At 63.5% G+C, this 15,172-nt stretch carries 17 protein-coding genes and 1 riboswitch; of the genes, 8 read left to right on the forward strand and 9 right to left on the reverse strand.

Annotation, left to right across the window (positions count from 1 at the left end; all coding sequences use genetic code 11):
- Together metW and metX are read right to left on the reverse strand one after the other, a co-directional pair.
- Positions 1-615 (reverse strand): methionine biosynthesis protein MetW, encoded by a 615-nt coding sequence (gene metW / locus AC0L15_RS24460; protein WP_023797197.1) that lies wholly within the window; start codon positions 613-615, stop codon positions 1-3.
- A gap of 115 nt (positions 616-730) precedes the next feature.
- On the reverse strand, positions 731-1,900 hold the full coding sequence (gene metX / locus AC0L15_RS24465) for a homoserine O-acetyltransferase MetX (RefSeq protein WP_287245733.1): 1,170 nt from the start codon (positions 1,898-1,900) through the stop codon (positions 731-733).
- Between the two features lie 120 nt (positions 1,901-2,020).
- A riboswitch (SAM riboswitch) is annotated at positions 2,021-2,098 on the reverse strand.
- 172 nt (positions 2,099-2,270) lie between these two features.
- Between metX and hisC the strand changes: the two genes are divergently transcribed.
- Positions 2,271-3,380, forward strand: coding sequence for a histidinol-phosphate transaminase (gene hisC, locus AC0L15_RS24470; RefSeq protein ID WP_287245735.1), 1,110 nt, complete (start codon positions 2,271-2,273; stop codon positions 3,378-3,380).
- Between the two features lie 6 nt (positions 3,381-3,386).
- A complete protein-coding gene (locus AC0L15_RS24475; protein ID WP_287245736.1) occupies positions 3,387-4,322 on the forward strand; it encodes a prephenate/arogenate dehydrogenase family protein in 936 nt (311 codons plus the stop codon).
- Positions 4,323-4,414: 92 nt separating this feature from the next.
- Here the strand turns inward: AC0L15_RS24475 and AC0L15_RS24480 are convergent, their stop codons facing one another.
- Both AC0L15_RS24480 and AC0L15_RS24485 read right to left on the reverse strand, forming a co-directional pair.
- Positions 4,415-5,338: a sugar kinase gene (locus AC0L15_RS24480; protein WP_128176091.1), complete on the reverse strand. Its 924-nt coding sequence runs from the start codon at positions 5,336-5,338 to the stop codon at positions 4,415-4,417.
- A gap of 53 nt (positions 5,339-5,391) precedes the next feature.
- Positions 5,392-6,390 (reverse strand): DUF2125 domain-containing protein, encoded by a 999-nt coding sequence (locus AC0L15_RS24485; protein ID WP_473497356.1) that lies wholly within the window; start codon positions 6,388-6,390, stop codon positions 5,392-5,394.
- 117 nt (positions 6,391-6,507) lie between these two features.
- Between AC0L15_RS24485 and AC0L15_RS24490 the strand changes: the two genes are divergently transcribed.
- From AC0L15_RS24490 to AC0L15_RS24500, 3 genes are all read left to right on the forward strand, one after another.
- Positions 6,508-7,074 (forward strand): gamma-glutamylcyclotransferase, encoded by a 567-nt coding sequence (locus AC0L15_RS24490; protein ID WP_287245740.1) that lies wholly within the window; start codon positions 6,508-6,510, stop codon positions 7,072-7,074.
- A 115-nt stretch (positions 7,075-7,189) separates the two neighbouring features.
- Positions 7,190-8,137 (forward strand): aldo/keto reductase, encoded by a 948-nt coding sequence (locus tag AC0L15_RS24495; protein WP_473497358.1) that lies wholly within the window; start codon positions 7,190-7,192, stop codon positions 8,135-8,137.
- A gap of 146 nt (positions 8,138-8,283) precedes the next feature.
- Positions 8,284-8,901, forward strand: a complete 618-nt coding sequence (locus AC0L15_RS24500) for a LysE family translocator (RefSeq protein WP_287140303.1) — start codon at positions 8,284-8,286, stop codon at positions 8,899-8,901.
- 32 nt (positions 8,902-8,933) lie between these two features.
- Here the strand turns inward: AC0L15_RS24500 and AC0L15_RS24505 are convergent, their stop codons facing one another.
- Positions 8,934-9,728: a lysophospholipid acyltransferase family protein gene (locus AC0L15_RS24505; RefSeq protein ID WP_287245742.1), complete on the reverse strand. Its 795-nt coding sequence runs from the start codon at positions 9,726-9,728 to the stop codon at positions 8,934-8,936.
- 79 nt (positions 9,729-9,807) lie between these two features.
- A complete protein-coding gene (locus AC0L15_RS24510) occupies positions 9,808-10,719 on the reverse strand; it encodes a LysR family transcriptional regulator (RefSeq protein ID WP_287245744.1) in 912 nt (303 codons plus the stop codon).
- 106 nt (positions 10,720-10,825) lie between these two features.
- Between AC0L15_RS24510 and AC0L15_RS24515 the strand changes: the two genes are divergently transcribed.
- The 3 genes from AC0L15_RS24515 (at position 10,826) to AC0L15_RS24525 (ending at position 12,609) form a co-directional block, all read left to right on the forward strand.
- On the forward strand, positions 10,826-11,377 hold the full coding sequence (locus AC0L15_RS24515; RefSeq protein ID WP_287245746.1) for a carboxymuconolactone decarboxylase family protein: 552 nt from the start codon (positions 10,826-10,828) through the stop codon (positions 11,375-11,377).
- Positions 11,378-11,493: 116 nt separating this feature from the next.
- Complete coding sequence (locus AC0L15_RS24520) at positions 11,494-11,964, forward strand: nuclear transport factor 2 family protein (RefSeq protein ID WP_023797208.1); 471 nt, start codon at positions 11,494-11,496, stop codon at positions 11,962-11,964.
- Between the two features lie 12 nt (positions 11,965-11,976).
- Entirely contained in the window at positions 11,977-12,609 is a 633-nt protein-coding gene (locus AC0L15_RS24525) for a pyridoxamine 5'-phosphate oxidase family protein (protein WP_287245748.1), read from the forward strand.
- 24 nt (positions 12,610-12,633) lie between these two features.
- Here AC0L15_RS24525 and AC0L15_RS24530 read toward each other — a convergent pair whose 3' ends face one another.
- The 3 genes from AC0L15_RS24530 to ftsE all read right to left on the reverse strand — a co-directional run bounded on the left by AC0L15_RS24530 (position 12,634) and on the right by ftsE (position 15,073).
- Positions 12,634-13,353 carry a YdcF family protein gene (locus AC0L15_RS24530; RefSeq protein WP_236368718.1) on the reverse strand — a complete coding sequence of 240 codons (720 nt, stop codon included), beginning with the start codon at positions 13,351-13,353 and terminating at the stop codon, positions 12,634-12,636.
- A gap of 81 nt (positions 13,354-13,434) precedes the next feature.
- On the reverse strand, positions 13,435-14,421 hold the full coding sequence (locus tag AC0L15_RS24535) for a cell division protein FtsX (protein ID WP_128168726.1): 987 nt from the start codon (positions 14,419-14,421) through the stop codon (positions 13,435-13,437).
- A complete protein-coding gene (ftsE, locus tag AC0L15_RS24540) occupies positions 14,414-15,073 on the reverse strand; it encodes a cell division ATP-binding protein FtsE (protein WP_023797212.1) in 660 nt (219 codons plus the stop codon). Before ftsE ends, AC0L15_RS24535 begins: the two co-directional genes overlap by 8 nt.
- Positions 15,074-15,172 lie beyond the last annotated feature (99 nt).

A 15,172-nucleotide genomic window follows, 5' to 3' on the forward strand; every position in this document is an offset into this window, starting at 1 on the left:
TTACCGCTTCAGCAGGAATACCGCTTGCTGGCCGAAGAAATTCCAGAACCACCATGGCATCGACAGGCCGATTTTCTGGCCATTGGCGTCGAGCGCGGTTGCCTTTTCCACCGTTGCGCCGAGCTCTTCGCAGAGATTGACGAAGTCACGGATGGTGCAGAAATGGATGTTGGGCGTGTCGTACCAGGAATAGGGCAGGTCCTTGGTTACCGGCATCCGCCCTTCGACGAAAAGCGAAAGGCGTACCCGCCAGTGGCCGAAATTGGGGAAGGAGACGATGGCGTGCTTGCCGATCCTGAGCAACTCGTCGAGCACCAGCTTTGGGTTGCGGGTCGCCTGCAAGGTCTGCGACAGGACGACGAAATCAAAACCCTTGTCGGGATAGAATTTGAGGTCCTTGTCGGCGTCGCCCTGGATGACGGACAGGCCGCGCGCCACGCATTCGTTGACGCCGCGCTGCGACAGTTCCATGCCGCGGCCGTCGACCTGCTTCGTCGCCTGCAGCAATTCGAGCAGCAGACCATCGCCGGAGCCGACGTCCAGCACCCGCGACTGCGGCGGGATGAGATCGGCGACGACTTCGAGGTCGACGCGCTGGGCGTGGTTGACACTCATGATCGTGCCTCTTGACTGGCGCATGACCTTGATCCGAAAAGCCTGCAAACTTCAGGCGTCATGCGCTGCTGCCTGGCGCAAGATGCCGGTTCGAAAAGGCTGCAATCTTTAGGGGTCATGTGCTGAGCCCCCTGGCGCGGGCCGCCGAGGCGATGAAGCCGTTGATGGCGGCGAACAACTCCGGCTCGTCGAGCAGGAAGGCGTCGTGGCCGCGATCGGTCTCGATCTCAACGAAGGACACCGAGGCGCCGGCGGCGTTCAGCGCATGAACGACCGATCGGCTCTCCTCGGTCGGGAACAGCCAGTCGCTGGTGAAGGAGACCAGGCAGAAACGGGTCTTGGTGCCGGCAAAGGCGTCGGCGAGCCGGCCGCCATGGTCGGCGGCGAGGTCGAAATAATCCATCGCCCTGGTCATGTAGAGATAGGAGTTGGCGTCGAAGCGGTCGACGAAGGTCATGCCCTGATGGCGCAGATAGCTCTCGATCTGGAAGTCGGCGTCGAAACCGAAGGTGAGCGCTTCACGGTCCTGCAGGTTGCGGCCAAATTTCCGGTGCAGGGCCGCCTCCGACAGATAGGTGATGTGAGCGGCCATGCGCGCCACGGCCAGTCCCTTTTCCGGGCGCTTGCCTTGTTCGAAATATTTGCCGCCATGCCAGTCGGGATCGGCCATCACCGCTTGCCGGCCGACCTCATGGAAGGCGATGTTCTGCGAGGAATGGCGCGCGCCGGTGGCGATCGGCAGCGCCGAGAAAACGCGCTCCGGATAGCTTGACGCCCATTGCAGCACCTGCATGCCGCCCATCGAGCCACCCAGCACCGAGAACAGTTTTTCGATGCCGAAATGGTCGACCAGCATCAACTGCGCCCGCACCATGTCGCGGATGGTGATGATCGGCAGGTCGAGCCCGTAGGGCTTGCCGGTGACTGGATTGGTCGAGGCGGGGCCGGTCGAGCCGAGGCAGCCGCCGATGACGTTTGAGCAGATGACGAAGAAGCGGCTGGTGTCGATGATCTTGCCGGGGCCGATTAGCACTTCCCACCAGCCCGGCTTGCCGGTCACTGGATTGGTGCTGGCGACATGCTGGTCGCCGGTCAGTGCATGGCAGACGAGGATGGCGTTGGAGCGGGCGTCGTTGAGCGTGCCGTAAGTCTTGTAGGCGATCTGGAACGGTGACAGCAGCGTGCCGGCATCGAGCTTGAGCGGCTTGTCGGCACCGAAACGCAACACCGGGCTCGACGGCTCGTCGGCCTCGTTGTTGGTTCTTTTCGTGCGCAGCGCGACCATCGCATCCTCTTACATTAACCCATCGTGTTTTCCGAAAGTCGATTGCGATTTTCGGGTCGATGCGACTGTCCGGCCGGCTGCGGACAACAAAAAAACCGGCATTGCCTTCGCAAAGCCGGTTACAGGAAGCAAACGGCCCTTTAGCGAGTTGTTTAACGTGGCTGCAAGCCGACCGGCCAAATCACCACGGGATTTCGCCTTTCTTTAGGACCGGCGCGCCTCGGCGTCAACGGCCAGTCACGCACCGATCATTGCCGCCTCTCGACATTCCAGGCCACGGCTTGTATTTCCGCGGCGGCTTCCAGTGTGGCGGATCCGAAATTCGCATCGCGTTGGAGCAGCGGAAGCGTTCTCGACGGATTTTTGCAATATGAACCAGGCATCGGATCAGGCACGTCCAACGCCCCGCCCGGGGATCATGGACATCGAAGCCTATGTGCCGGGCAAAAGCACGGCGCCGGCCGGCGTTGCCAAGGTCCATAAATTGTCGTCGAACGAGAATCCGCTCGGCCCCTCGCCGAAGGCGATAGAAGCCGCGCGCGACGTCGCGGCCAAGCTCGACATATATCCCGACGGCACCGCCAGGCGCCTGCGGGAGGCGATCGCCGAGGTGCATGGCCTCAATCCGGCGAACATCGTCTGTTCCAATGGTTCCGACGAGATTCTGGGCCTGCTTGCGCAGACTTATCTCGCACCCGGCGACGAGGCTGTGATCACCGAACACGGCTTCATGGTCTACAAGATCTACATCCAGTCGGCAGGTGCTGTCCCGGTCTCGGTCAAGGAAACCAATGAGCGTGCCGACGTCGATGCGATCCTTGCCACCGTAACGCCGCGTACGCGGATCATCTTCCTTGCCAATCCCAACAACCCGACCGGCACCTATTTGCCGTTCCAGGAGGTGCGCCGCCTGCATGCCGGCCTGCCTCGAAACGTGCTTCTGGTGCTGGATGCAGCCTATGCCGAATATGTCCGCCGCAACGACTATGAAGCCGGCGTCGAACTGGTGGCTGGCGCGGAAAACGTGGTCATGACCCGCACCTTCTCCAAGCTCGGCCTCGGCGGCGCGCGGATCGGCTGGATGTACGCACCGTTGCATGTCATCGATGCGATCAACCGCGTGCGGGGTCCCTTCAACGTCAACGCGACGGCGATCGAGGCCGGCATTGCCGCGATCCGCGACCGCGCCCATGTCGAGCGCAGCGTGGCGCATAACGAGACCTGGCTGACCTGGGTGAGCGAGGAGTTGACCAGGCTCGGACTGCGGGTGACGCCGAGCGTCGGCAATTTCGTCCTCATCCACTTTCCCGAGGACAAAAAACATTCTGCGGCAGCCGCGGACGACTACCTCTGTGCTCGCGGCTACATATTGCGGCGCGTTTCCGGCTACGGCTTCCCGAATGCGCTGCGCATGAGCATCGGCACCGAAGAGGCCAATCGCGGCGTTGTCGCCGCCCTCGCGACATTTCTGAAAAGCTAGAATACCATGACATCACCGATGTTCGAAAAGATCGCGCTGGTCGGCATCGGCCTGATCGGCTCGTCGCTGGCCCGCGTCATCCATCGGGAAGGCCTTGCCGGTCACGTCGCCATCTCGACGCGCAGCGAAACGACGCTGGCGCGGGCGAAACAACTCGGCCTCGGCTCCTCCTACACGACGGACGCGAGAGAGGCGGTCGGCGATGCCGACCTGGTCATCGTTTCGGTGCCGGTCGGTTCTTCGGGCGAGGTCGCCGAGGAAATCGCACCGGCGCTGAAGCAGGGCGCCATCCTCACCGATGTCGGCTCGACCAAGGCGTCGGTCATCGCGCAGATGCAGCCGCATGTGCCTGCCGGCGTGCATTTCATTCCCGGCCATCCACTGGCCGGCACTGAAAAATCGGGTCCGGACGCCGGCTTTGCCGAATTGTTCGAAAACCGCTGGTGCATCTTCACGCCGCTACCCGGCACCGATCCCGAGGCGCTGGAAAGGCTCTCGGAATTCTGGCGCCGCTGCGGCTCCAACATCGACACGATGGATCCCCAGCATCACGACATGACATTGGCCATCGTCTCGCACCTGCCGCACATCATCGCCTATAACATCGTCGGCACCGCCGACGATCTGGAGTCGGTGACCAAGTCCGAGGTCATAAAATATTCGGCCTCCGGCTTTCGCGACTTCACGCGCCTTGCCGCGTCCGACCCGACGATGTGGCGGGACGTCTGCTTGCACAACAAGGATGCCATCCTCGAAATGCTGGCGCGGTTCTCGGAGGATCTGGCCTCGCTGCAGCGGGCGATCCGCTGGGGCGACGGCGAAAAGCTGTTCGACCTGTTCACCCGCACCCGCGCCGTGCGCCGCTCGATCATCGAGGCCGGCCAGGACATCGACGTGCCGGACTTTGGCCGGCAGGCAGTCGAGCATCCGGCCAAGGGATAGAGCATCGGACCCGTACCGGTTTTAGGTGAAATCCGATGCTCAAGCAAAAGATAGAGCGGCGGTAACCATCCGATTTGAAGGCCGCCTCGCCCTCAATCCGGCCAGTGAGCCGCCATCATCGCCAGTGTCTCGGCCCTGTCCGGCGCGCCCAGCCTGCCGCCGAAGCGCAGGCATTTGAGCGCGGCGGCGGCGCTGGCAAAGCGCAATGTCCGTTCGATCGGCATGGCCTCGGCCAGCCCGACGGCAAAGGCGCCGTGAAACACGTCGCCGGCGGCAAGCGTATCCACTGCCTTGATCCTTGGCGCGGCGACGTGGCGCACCGACGCCACCGAACGGTCGAACCACCAGCTTCCCGCTGCGCCGCCGGTCACCGCTACGAATGCATCGGTGCGTCTGGCCAGCGCTTCACAGGCCTCCTGCGGGCCTTGCTCCTCGCCGCAGAGGATGAACGCCGCCGGCTCCGACGCGACGATGTGCGAGGCGAGCGGAAACAGCCGTTCCAGCACGGCCCGTGGCGCGGTGTCGGCATCGAGTATGGCTGGACGGCCGTTTGCGCGCGCCGCCGTCAGGGCCAGAGCTGCCGCGCCCGGCCAGCGCACGTCGACCAGGACGGCGTCGAATGCGGTGAGATCCTCAGTGGGGGGCGCTTCGGGGTCGGCCTGGGCGAGCTTGTCATAGAACGGAACAATAATGCGCTCGCCATGCGTGTCGACCAGGATGGCCGACAGTGCCGACCGCGCCCCGGCGACGCGCCGGACAAAGCTGCAATCGACGCCTTCGGCCTCAATGCCTGCGACCAGCTGATCGCCGACGAGGTCGTCTCCCGCGCTCGCCCACAGCGATACCTCCGCGCCGAGGCGGCGTGCGGCGCAGGCCGCGCTCGAAGCCATGCCCGAGGCGATCTGGACGCCGTCGGACGCGATGAACTTGCCCTGACGCGCCGGAAGCGTGTCGACGCGAAGGATCGTATCTAGCGTCAGCGCGCCAACACTCAGGAGCTTCACCGGGCGGTTCATCTATCTTCCTGTTTGGCCATGGTATTTCCGAACTGGAGGTTCGCAATCATCGCCTAATCGACCGGCTTGATGCTGCCCAGAGGGATAAAACCGAGCGAGGCCTTGCCCTTGACGATCTTGAGCGGCATCGACGGTTCGTTGCCAAGCAGCGCCAGCCCGGCAAAGCCGGTTTTGATCTGGCTCTTCTGCTCGGGAATGGCTTTGCCGAGGATTTCCGCCACCGCCTTCGGATCGCTGAGCCTGATCATCAAATCGGCGTCGATCAGCCCGTCGGCATCGACCGAGACCGGCCCGGAAACGGTGACGCGCGCGCTTCCCGACGACAGATCGAGCTTGCCGATATCCACCGCCTGGCCGCGCAGGCTCTCTGTTTGTTTATTGATCAGCGCCACGCCGTTCTTCAGCGTCACGTCGCCGCTGCCGTCGAGCGGCGGCAGCACGCGGCCATCGATCGCGCCCGGATCGATTTCGAGATCGGTAAAACCCCCGGCATAGTCGATGTCCTGGCCGTTCGGACGCAATTCTCCGACCGCTGTCCCAGCGCTGAACAGCTCGACCGGGTCTGTGCCATCGGCGGGATCGGTCTGGGCTGACAGAGCCTCTGCCTCCAGTGAAACGCGCTGGGGCAGGGGCCAGGACAGTTTGACGTTCGCTCGCAGATTATCCCAGTCGATCCACAGCGGCGCCATCCCCGGCACGGAGGTCCTGAGCGGCCCCTGCAGGTCGGCGCCAGGGGACAGGATCTGGGTGATGTGCGTGACTGCTTTGAGGCTGCCGAGCGAGGCGGCGACGTTCCTGCTGTCGTCCTGATAAGCCAGGCTGTCGCAGGTAACGGCGAAGCTTAAGGGGTAGCCGCTGACCGTGAGATTGACGCAGTCCGCCTCGATGCCATTGCCGTTGAACTCGGCCACCGCTTTGCCGGCTTCGCTCTTGACCTTGTCTGCCAGGTAGAACCAGCCGGCGCTGTAGAGGCCAAACAGCACGACGATGAAAACGCCGAGCCAGAACAGCCGGCGGAGAAAATTCGGCGGGCGTTCGTCATTTGACGTCATGCTGCGGCTCTCGTTGGCGCGTGTTGCAGAGGTGTCGTTTCCGGCAAGATCGGGTAGACGGAGACGGATTGAAAAAAACACCGATTCCAGTGCGGTGCTGCAACCAGGCTTGGCGATATGGGCGATTTTTGGGTTTTTGGCTACGGCTCGCTGATCTGGCGGCCGGGATTTGCGCATGTCGAGACGCGGCGGGCCCGCCTCCATGGCTATCGCCGCTCGCTGTGCGTCTACTCCTTCGTGCATCGCGGCACGCGCGAACGGCCCGGCCTGGTGCTCGGCCTCGACCGTGGCGGCTCCTGCATCGGGCTGGCTTTCCGCGTCCCCGGCGATCTGCGCAACGAGGTCATCACCTATCTGCGCGAACGCGAGCTGGTCACCAATGTCTATCTCGAGCGCATGCTTAGCATTCGCCTCGACAAGGGGGACACGCGTGAGGCCGACAAGGGTGGGGGCGACACAGACGGAGGCGAGACGGTCGAGGCTGTCGCCTATGTCGTCGACCGTACCCACGAGCAATATGCCGGTGCGCTCGATGCGGCCGATGCGGCGAGCGTCGTTCGCGGCGCCGTCGGCCAGTCGGGAAAGAATGAGGACTACGTGTCCAGCACGCTGGAGCACCTCGAGGCGCTGGGGATCCGCGACCATTGGCTGGAAGAGGTGGCGAAACGGATCGCGCCTTTGTGAAGCGCTGGTCGGTGGAAAAGTCGGCCGGCCCTTTGACGTTGGTGCGACCCGCCATAGGTTAAGCCGGTCACGGGGCTTTTCGCCCGCTTCTTTCCATTCCCCACGGAGATCAGCCTTGCAGAAACGTCGTCTCGGTCAAACCGACCTGTCCATCGCGCCGCTGGTTCTGGGTGGCAACGTCTTCGGCTGGACCGCCGACGAGAAAACCTCTTTCGACCTGCTCGACCGGTTCGTCGGCGCCGGCCTCAACGCCATCGACACCGCCGATGCCTATTCGCGCTGGGTTCCCGGCAACAAGGGCGGCGAATCCGAAACGGTCATCGGCGAATGGATGAAAAGCCGCGGCAATCGCGACAAGGTCGTGGTGATCACCAAGGTGGGGTCGGACATGGGGCAGGGCAGGAAAGACCTCTCCGCCGCCTATATCGAAAAGGCCATCGATGCGTCGCTGAAGCGGCTGCAGACCGATGTCGTCGATCTCTATCTGTCGCACTGGCCGGACCCGACCACCCCCTACGAGGAAACGCTCGGCGCCTATCAAAAGCTGCTCGACAAGGGCAAGATCCGCCATGTCGGCGCCTCCAATCTCGACGCCGGCCAGTTGCGCGCCGCGCTCGACGTGGCAAGCTTGCGGGGCCTGCCGGACTATGCGGTACTGCAGCCGGAGTACAATCTCTATGACCGCGCCTCCTTCGATGGGCCGCTGCGCGATCTGTGCATGGCCGAGGATATCGGCGTCATCACCTATTTCAGCCTCGCCAAGGGGTTTTTGAGCGGCAAGTACCGCAGCCAGGCCGATCTCGGCAAAAGCGCGCGTGGCGACGACGTGAAGAACTATCTCAACGCGCGCGGCATGCGCATCCTGGCGGCACTCGACGCCGTGTCGGCGCGTCACGCGGCCAAGCCGGCGGAAGTGGCGCTCGCCTGGGTGATCGCGCGGCCCGGCGTCACCGCGCCGATCGCCAGTGCCACGACATTGGATCAGGTAGACAGCCTCGTCCGCGCCGCATCATTGGAGTTCGGTCCGGACGATATCGTCGAGCTCGACAGCGCGAGTGCTTAGACGCCAGCGCGAAGCGGTGGCTTGATCAAACAGCAGCCAAGAACCGGGCGCGGCCCGCGCCGGAACGCTCCCTGCACGATCGTTCAAGACGCCTGCTGTGCCCTGCCATACCATTGCCGGCATCGCGCCTGGATACTGGTATACAGATGGCCGAACAGGTCTTTTCCCATCCGGAACTATGGCAGCAATTGCTCGCGCTTGTGCTGGCATCGGCGGTCGTAATGGGCAGTCCGGGGCCGGCGACGATAAGCGTCACCGCCGTCGGCGCCGCCTTCGGCCTGCGCGATTCGCTCCGCTATGCCTCGGGCATCATTCTTGGTACGGTCGCCGTGCTTTTGGTCGTGGCGACGGGCATTACGACCATGCTCGCCTCTGTGCCGACGCTCACACCGCTCCTGGCGGTGGCATCCGCAGCCTACATCCTCTACCTCGCCTTCAAGATAGCAACGGCCCCGCCTCTGGCAGCGCGTAGCGGCGGGGCGGCACGTCCCACATTCCTCGGCGGGTTTCTTCTGGCCGTTGCCAACCCGAAAGCCTATGTGGCGATTGCCGCCGTATTTGCCGGCACGTCGTCCGCCGGTGAGCTCGATGCAGGGCTCAGGCTGGCGGTCCTCGCTTCGATGATCGTCGCCATCCATGTCCTGTGGCTTCTCGCCGGGGCAGCGTTTGCGCGCTTCCTGCGCAAGCCGCTGGCCTCGCGGATCATCAATCTAACGTTCGCGGCAACACTGGTTTTGACAACGGCGCTGGCAGTGATTCCCTAGGCCTAGGGGATACTGCCGACCAAGCAGATGGTTCAGGCCAGGGTATCGGAGCCAAGTTCCCTCAGCCGCTTTACCGCCGTCGGCGGCATTGGCGGCGGGTTGGGCGCTTGGGACGCCTCGATGAGCAGTTGGTCGCAGGCGGTTTCCGTCTCGCCGATCAGCCGTTCCATGAATTCCTCCTTGCCCAAACCCGCCGGGATCGGCGGCATGAAGCGGGCCTTGATCGTGCCGGGATAGCGTAGGAATTTCCGCCGCGGCCAGTAGAGGCCGGCGACATGGGCGACCGGCACCACCGGAATGCCAAGCTGGGTATAGAGCTCGACGATGCCGTATTTATAGGCCGGCTCGTCGCCCGGCGCCCGGCGCGTGCCCTCGGGATAGATGATCAGCTGGCGGGGATTGCGCGCCAGTTCCTGCCTGGTCGCGGCGACCACCGCTTTCAGCGCCTTCGAGCGGCTGCCGCGGTCGACCGGGATCATCCGCATTTTCAGGATATACCAGCCGAAGAACGGGATCCAGGTCAGTTCCCGCTTCAGGATGTAGATCGGATCCTGCAGAAACGGGAAAAAGGCGATCGCGTCCCAGAAGGACTGATGCTTCGGCGCCAGGATGAAGGAACCCTCGGGCAGGTTTTCCTGGCCGGTGATCTCGCTTTTGGTGCCGGCGATCTTGTCATAGAGCCACATGCTGGTTCGCGACCAGAATTTCGGCACGAACCAGGCGCGGTGGCGCGGCGACAGGAAATAGTACGGGGTCCAGAGGATCATCTGGACGATCAGATTGACGTAGAAGACGAAGTTGAACGCCAGCGAGCGGACATAAAGCATGCAGGAAAAGCCCGATGAGGAGGTGTGCGTTGGTTACACCAAGCGCGGGCAAAAAGGAAACGGTGCGATGGCCCGTTCGTCAGGCCTGCCACGTCGCTTGCACCAGCCGTTTCTTCAGGCGTGGGGCGGCGAAATCGAGGAACGCACGCAGTTTCAGCGGCAGCAGGCCCTGGCCGGCATGCACAAGGCTGACCGGCCATGGCTGCGGCTCGAATGCCTCCAGCACGGTGCGGAGGGTGCCCGACCGCACTGCAGCTGCGATCTGGTAGGAAAGCACCCTCGTTAACCCAACGCCGGCAATCGCGGCATCGATTGCCGCTTCCGCGGTGTTGACCCGAAGCCGTGAGCGGATCGGAACGGTGAGGTCGGTCTTGCCCGTGGCGAAAGTCCATGCGGCGGGAGCGGTGAGCCCCTCGAAGGTGACGCAGTTGTGCGCCGCGAGGTCTTTCGGCGTCTCCGGCGCGCCGTGCTCGGCCAGATAGGCCGGGCTCGCGCAAACAACGCGCCGGATCGAGCCGATGCGGGTGGCCACAAGGCTGGAGTCGGGAAGCTCGCCGATGCGGACGGCGAGATCGATGTGCTCCTCGATCAACTGGGTTATCCGGTCCGCAAGCATCAGCCGAATAGCCACGTCGGGGTAGGCAGCGAGAAAGCCGGTGACGACCGGCAGCACATGCAGGCGGCCAAAGACGATCGGTGCAGTGACGATCAGTTCGCCCGTCGGCGCGCTGTATTCGCCGGCGGCGGCCCGCTCGGCCTCGCCGACCTCGTCGAGAATGCGATGGCAGGCAGCGAGGTAGGCGTGACCTGCGTCGGTCAGCGTCAGCTGCCGCGTCGAGCGATTCAGAAGACGCGTCTTCAGATGCCGCTCCAGGTCGGAGACCTTGCGGCTGACCGTTGCAAGCGGGATGCCGAAACGGCGCCCGGCGGCCGAAAGGCTGCCGGCCTCCACCGCGGCGACAAAAAGCGACATTGCCTCGAGGCGATCCATACTTCTCCCGAAAATTGGAAGGATCAATTGCAAATATGACAGCTACATCCGAATGATGGAAGGGCCATGTTTTGGCGGCGAACCTGATCAACGAGAAGGAATGCCGATGCCCCGTATCCCTACACCCGCGTCCATAGAAGCCGCGCCTGTTGCGTCGCAGCCGATGTTGCATGCCGTCGAGAAGCAACTCGGCGTCGTGCCAAACCTCTTCAGGCTTGTTTCCAATAGCCCGGCTGCGCTTGAAGGCTATCTCAGTCTGTCCGGAGCGCTTGCCAAAGGCCGCCTGCCCGCGCGGACGCGCGAGCGCATCGCTCTGGCGATCGCCGAGGTCAATGGCTGCAGCTACTGCCTTTCCGCCCACACCTATCTCGGCAAGAACCTCGCCAAGCTTGACGATGCCGAAATGGTCGCCAACCGCGCGGGCGGCTCCAACGATCCCAAGGCCGCCGCAGCCGTGCGTTTCGCCACCAAGATTGCGCGCGACCGTGGCCAAATCGGTGACGAGGATCTCAGCGCCGTCAGGCTCGCAGGCTACGACGATGCGCAGATCATCGAGATCGTCCAGCATGTCGCTCTCAATGTCTGGACCAACTATGTCAATGAGGTTGCCGGGACGGAGATCGACTTTCCGGTCGTTCCTGCCCGCAGGGCAGCCTGAATTCAGCAACCGCTGTATCGGGTTTTTGGAAAATCCGATGCTCAAACAAAAGAGATAGAGCGGCGGTACGGTTCGACTTGAAAGTCCGCCGCTCCAGCCCATCGCAAGGAGTTCCCATGTCTGAAAGCCGCCCGCCGCTCCCGCCATTCACCGCCGAGACCGCCGCACAAAAGGCACGCATGGCGGAGGATGCCTGGAACTCCCGTGATCCGGCACGGGTCGCGCTTGCCTACACAATCGACAGCCGCTGGCGCAACCGGGCCGAGTTCCTGCAAGGGCGCGAGGCCATCCAGACCTTCCTCACACGCAAATGGGGTCGCGAACGCGACTACCGACTCATCAAGGAAGTCTGGGCCTTCCGCGACAACCGTATCGCCGTGCGTTTCGCTTACGAATGGCACGACCACAGCGGCTCGTGGTTTCGCAGCTACGGCAACGAGAACTGGGAGTTCGATGAGCTTGGATTGATGCGTTTGCGCATCGCCAGCATCAACGACCTGCCGATCCTCGAGGCCGACCGCAAATATCATTGGCCGCTTGGCCGCCGGCCGGACGGTCATCCCTCTCTATCGGAACTCGGCCTTTGAAGGAGGTTTTCCATGAATGCTCACGTCTTCACCAGCGATGTCGCCTTCACGCCAACCGTCAAGGCGATCCAGGCCCGCAAAGGCTCACGCGAGGCCTATGCCCGCGTCGAACAGCGCGGCGGCTGGCAAGCTGATATCACGCCCGATCTCGCCGCCTTCATAGAGGCGCAGACCAGCGTCTTCCTGTCGACGGCCAATGGTGAGGGCCAGCCCTACATCCAGCATCGCGGCGGGCCGGTCGGCTTCCTCAAGGTGCTTGACGAGCGGACGATCGGCTTCGTCGATTTCTCCGGCAACAGGCAATTCATCACCCAGGGCAATCTGGACGACAACCCGCGCGCTTTCCTGTTCCTGATCGACTATGCGCATCGGCAGCGCATCAAGATCTGGGGCACCGCGCGGGTCGTCGAGCAGGACGCCGAACTGATGGCGAAGCTGATGCCGGAAGGCTACAAGGCGCGCCCGGAGCAGATCATCCTGTTCACGGTTTCGGCCTGGGATTCCAATTGCCCGCAGCACATTCCACAGCGCTTCGAAGCGGCCGATGTGGCGGCGGCGCTGGCTGAGCGGGACAAGCGTATCGAACGTCTCGAACACGAGATCGCGCGGCTGCGCAGCGTCTCAAGCGCCACGCTCAAGGAATGATAGCGCTGCCGGTTCCAGATCGGCTCAGTTCGGCGCAACAGCCTCGGCCAGCGCGATGCCGGTTGGCGTTGGCTTGACCGGCACGATGCCACGCGCCAGCGCCAGCAGATATTTGTTGTATTCGGTGAACAGCACGCGCAAGGCTCTCGGCTTGGTCAGCCAGCCGCCATTGCCAAGATTGCTGTTGACCACCGGATAGGGCTCGAGCTTGGCCTTGTGCAGCAGCCGGCCCATTTCCAGCAGGCTGCGCGGCATGTGATAGTTGTTGGTGACGAGGATCACGGTGCCATAGGCGTGGTCTTCCACCCACTTGGCACTTTCCTCGGCATTGCCGATCGTGTCGAGCGCGGCACGGTCTATGTCGACGCAGCAAGAAAACAATTCCTTGTCGCCGCGGGTCGCAACCTGAAGCTGGCGGCGGCTGGCGGAAGGATGCACGCCACTGATCAGCAGCCGCTCGCCCTTGCCGGACGCCAGCAGGCCCATGGCCGCGTCGAGACGCGAATGGCCGCCGGTCAGCACGATGATGGCATCGGCCCTTGCCGGATTGGCGGGCGTTGCGAGACGGCTGACGGTGTTGGCGAACCAGCCGAAGCCGCCGGCAAACAACGTTGCCAGCACGAGCAGAAAGAAAGCTGAGATGCGTAGCGCGCTCGCCGATCGGCCGGGCTTGACGCGCTCGCTTGAACGCGTGATCACCAAGGGCAACTGTCCAGCCATTCCGGTCGAGTCGCGCGCGTCCATCGTCCTTATCGTTAACTCCGAAATACGGCGTTTAGTAGGTCGGAAAGCACAAATTTCGTTACGCTAATTCTCTATTCGTGATCACCCTGCGTCCGGCTGGCGGACATCGATGTCGCTGAGATAGGTGACGACGGTGACATGGGAGGTTGCCGCCGTCAGCGCACCGATGACCAGCACCATGAGAACAACGCCGAGATAGCCCGCCGAACCGATGGCGAAATTGCCGAACAGGGCAGTCGCCTGATCGGCCTGCGGCGTCGCCATGTTTCGCGACGACCACCACGAGAAGACGATGAAGACGAACACCGCCGCCGCACCCCCGGCGGCGGCGCCCTTCATGCCGGTGACGAGAAAGTGGTGGCGGAATTCGCGCGCGATAAAGCGCGCTTCGGCGCCGACGAAATGCAGCACCTCGATGATGTGGCCGTTGCCGGCCATGGCGCCGCGCGTCGCGAACACCACGGTCAGCACGGTTGCCGCCAGCATCAGCGCCAGCACGGCGATGCCGATGGTCACCGTGGTGCGGGCCATGGCGACCAGCCGGTCGACCCAGGTGCGATGGTCGTCAAGCGAGGCACTGGGCAGTTTCGGCGTGATCGCGGCGCGCATTGCGGCGAAATCGGGCGGGTTGGTCTCGTCTATGGTGACGATGATCAGACGCGGCACCGGCAGCTCGTCGATGTTGAGACCCGAACCCAGCCAGGGTTCCAAAAGCCGCGCCGTGGCATCGCGGTCGACGATCCTGGCGCTCTTCACGCCAGGGAATTCGCCGGCGATCTGCGAGGCCTGGGCAAGTGCTGCCTCGATGTCGAGGCCGTCCATCGGCTTGATCTGGATCGTCGCCTCGCGTGAGATCTGGTTCTCCCAGACCGAGGCGGTGTCGCGCACCAGCGTCACCGCGCCGAAGGTCAGGCAGGAGAGGAATGTCATGATGGCGATCACCAGGACCAGCGCCCGGCCGGCGATGTTCTGGGCGGGCACGATCGGCGCCATCTTGCGCTGAACGCGCTGCGTCCCAGCCCTGTCAGCGTGTTGGTCTTCGACATGGCGAGCGGAAAGGTCAGTCATAGATATCCAGCCTTCCGCCGGACAGGATCATGCGGCGTGCGTCGACCTGTTCCATCAGGCCGAGGTCGTGCGTTGCGATCACCACGGCGGTGCCCAGCCGGTTGAGTTCGATGAACAGCCGCAACAGGCGTCGCGCCAGCGGCGGATCGACATTCCCGGTCGGCTCATCGGCGAGCAGGATTTCGGGCTGCTCGATCAGCGCCCTGGCGATTGCGGCGCGCTGCTTCTCGCCACCCGACAGCACCGGCGGCAGCACATGCATGCGCTCGCCAAGGCCGACCCATTTCAAGAGCTCGGTCACGTCGGTGCGGTAGCTGGCCTCCTCGCGCCCGCGCACGCGCAGCGGCAAGGCGACATTCTCATAGGTCGTCATGTGGTCGAGCAGGCGAAAGTCCTGGAACACCACGCCGATGCGCCGCCGCAGATGCGGCAGCTCGGCGCGCGAGATGCGCGAGCGGTCCTTGCCGAAGATGGTGATCAGGCCACGCGTCGGCTTGAGCGACATGAACAAAAGCCGCAGCAGCGTCGTCTTGCCGGCGCCCGAAGGGCCGCTCAGGAACTGGAAGGAGCGCTCCGGTATGTGCAAGGAAATGTCGCGGAGGATTTCCGGACCCATGCCATAGCGGAGGCCGACATTTTCGAAGCGGATCACGTTCGACGACCTGAAACTTGCGGCGGCGACGAGGCAGCCTTCTCTGAGAAAAGACCATCGGCCGGCATGGTTAACCGGCGGTTAATTTTGGGGTTTTTT

It is taken from the genome of Mesorhizobium sp. WSM4846, assembly GCF_055811415.1.

Bases quoted from the DNA above. Each gene is read 5' to 3' on its own strand.
- AC0L15_RS24480 (WP_128176091.1), bottom strand. From the start codon at position 5,338: ATGAACCGCCCGGTGAAGCTCCTGAGTGTTGGCGCGCTGACGCTAGAT.
- AC0L15_RS24520 (WP_023797208.1), top strand. From the start codon at position 11,494: ATGTCTGAAAGCCGCCCGCCGCTCCCGCCATTCACCGCCGAGACCGCC.
- AC0L15_RS24535 (WP_128168726.1), bottom strand. From the start codon at position 14,421: ATGACTGACCTTTCCGCTCGCCATGTCGAAGACCAACACGCTGACAGG.
- metX (WP_287245733.1), bottom strand. From the start codon at position 1,900: ATGGTCGCGCTGCGCACGAAAAGAACCAACAACGAGGCCGACGAGCCG.
- metW (WP_023797197.1), bottom strand. From the start codon at position 615: ATGAGTGTCAACCACGCCCAGCGCGTCGACCTCGAAGTCGTCGCCGAT.
- AC0L15_RS24475 (WP_287245736.1), top strand. From the start codon at position 3,387: ATGACATCACCGATGTTCGAAAAGATCGCGCTGGTCGGCATCGGCCTG.
- AC0L15_RS24530 (WP_236368718.1), bottom strand. From the start codon at position 13,353: ATGGACGCGCGCGACTCGACCGGAATGGCTGGACAGTTGCCCTTGGTG.
- AC0L15_RS24515 (WP_287245746.1), top strand. From the start codon at position 10,826: ATGCCCCGTATCCCTACACCCGCGTCCATAGAAGCCGCGCCTGTTGCG.
- hisC (WP_287245735.1), top strand. From the start codon at position 2,271: ATGAACCAGGCATCGGATCAGGCACGTCCAACGCCCCGCCCGGGGATC.
- AC0L15_RS24510 (WP_287245744.1), bottom strand. From the start codon at position 10,719: ATGGATCGCCTCGAGGCAATGTCGCTTTTTGTCGCCGCGGTGGAGGCC.
- AC0L15_RS24505 (WP_287245742.1), bottom strand. From the start codon at position 9,728: ATGCTTTATGTCCGCTCGCTGGCGTTCAACTTCGTCTTCTACGTCAAT.
- AC0L15_RS24490 (WP_287245740.1), top strand. From the start codon at position 6,508: ATGGGCGATTTTTGGGTTTTTGGCTACGGCTCGCTGATCTGGCGGCCG.
- AC0L15_RS24485 (WP_473497356.1), bottom strand. From the start codon at position 6,390: ATGACGTCAAATGACGAACGCCCGCCGAATTTTCTCCGCCGGCTGTTC.
- AC0L15_RS24500 (WP_287140303.1), top strand. From the start codon at position 8,284: ATGGCCGAACAGGTCTTTTCCCATCCGGAACTATGGCAGCAATTGCTC.
- AC0L15_RS24525 (WP_287245748.1), top strand. From the start codon at position 11,977: ATGAATGCTCACGTCTTCACCAGCGATGTCGCCTTCACGCCAACCGTC.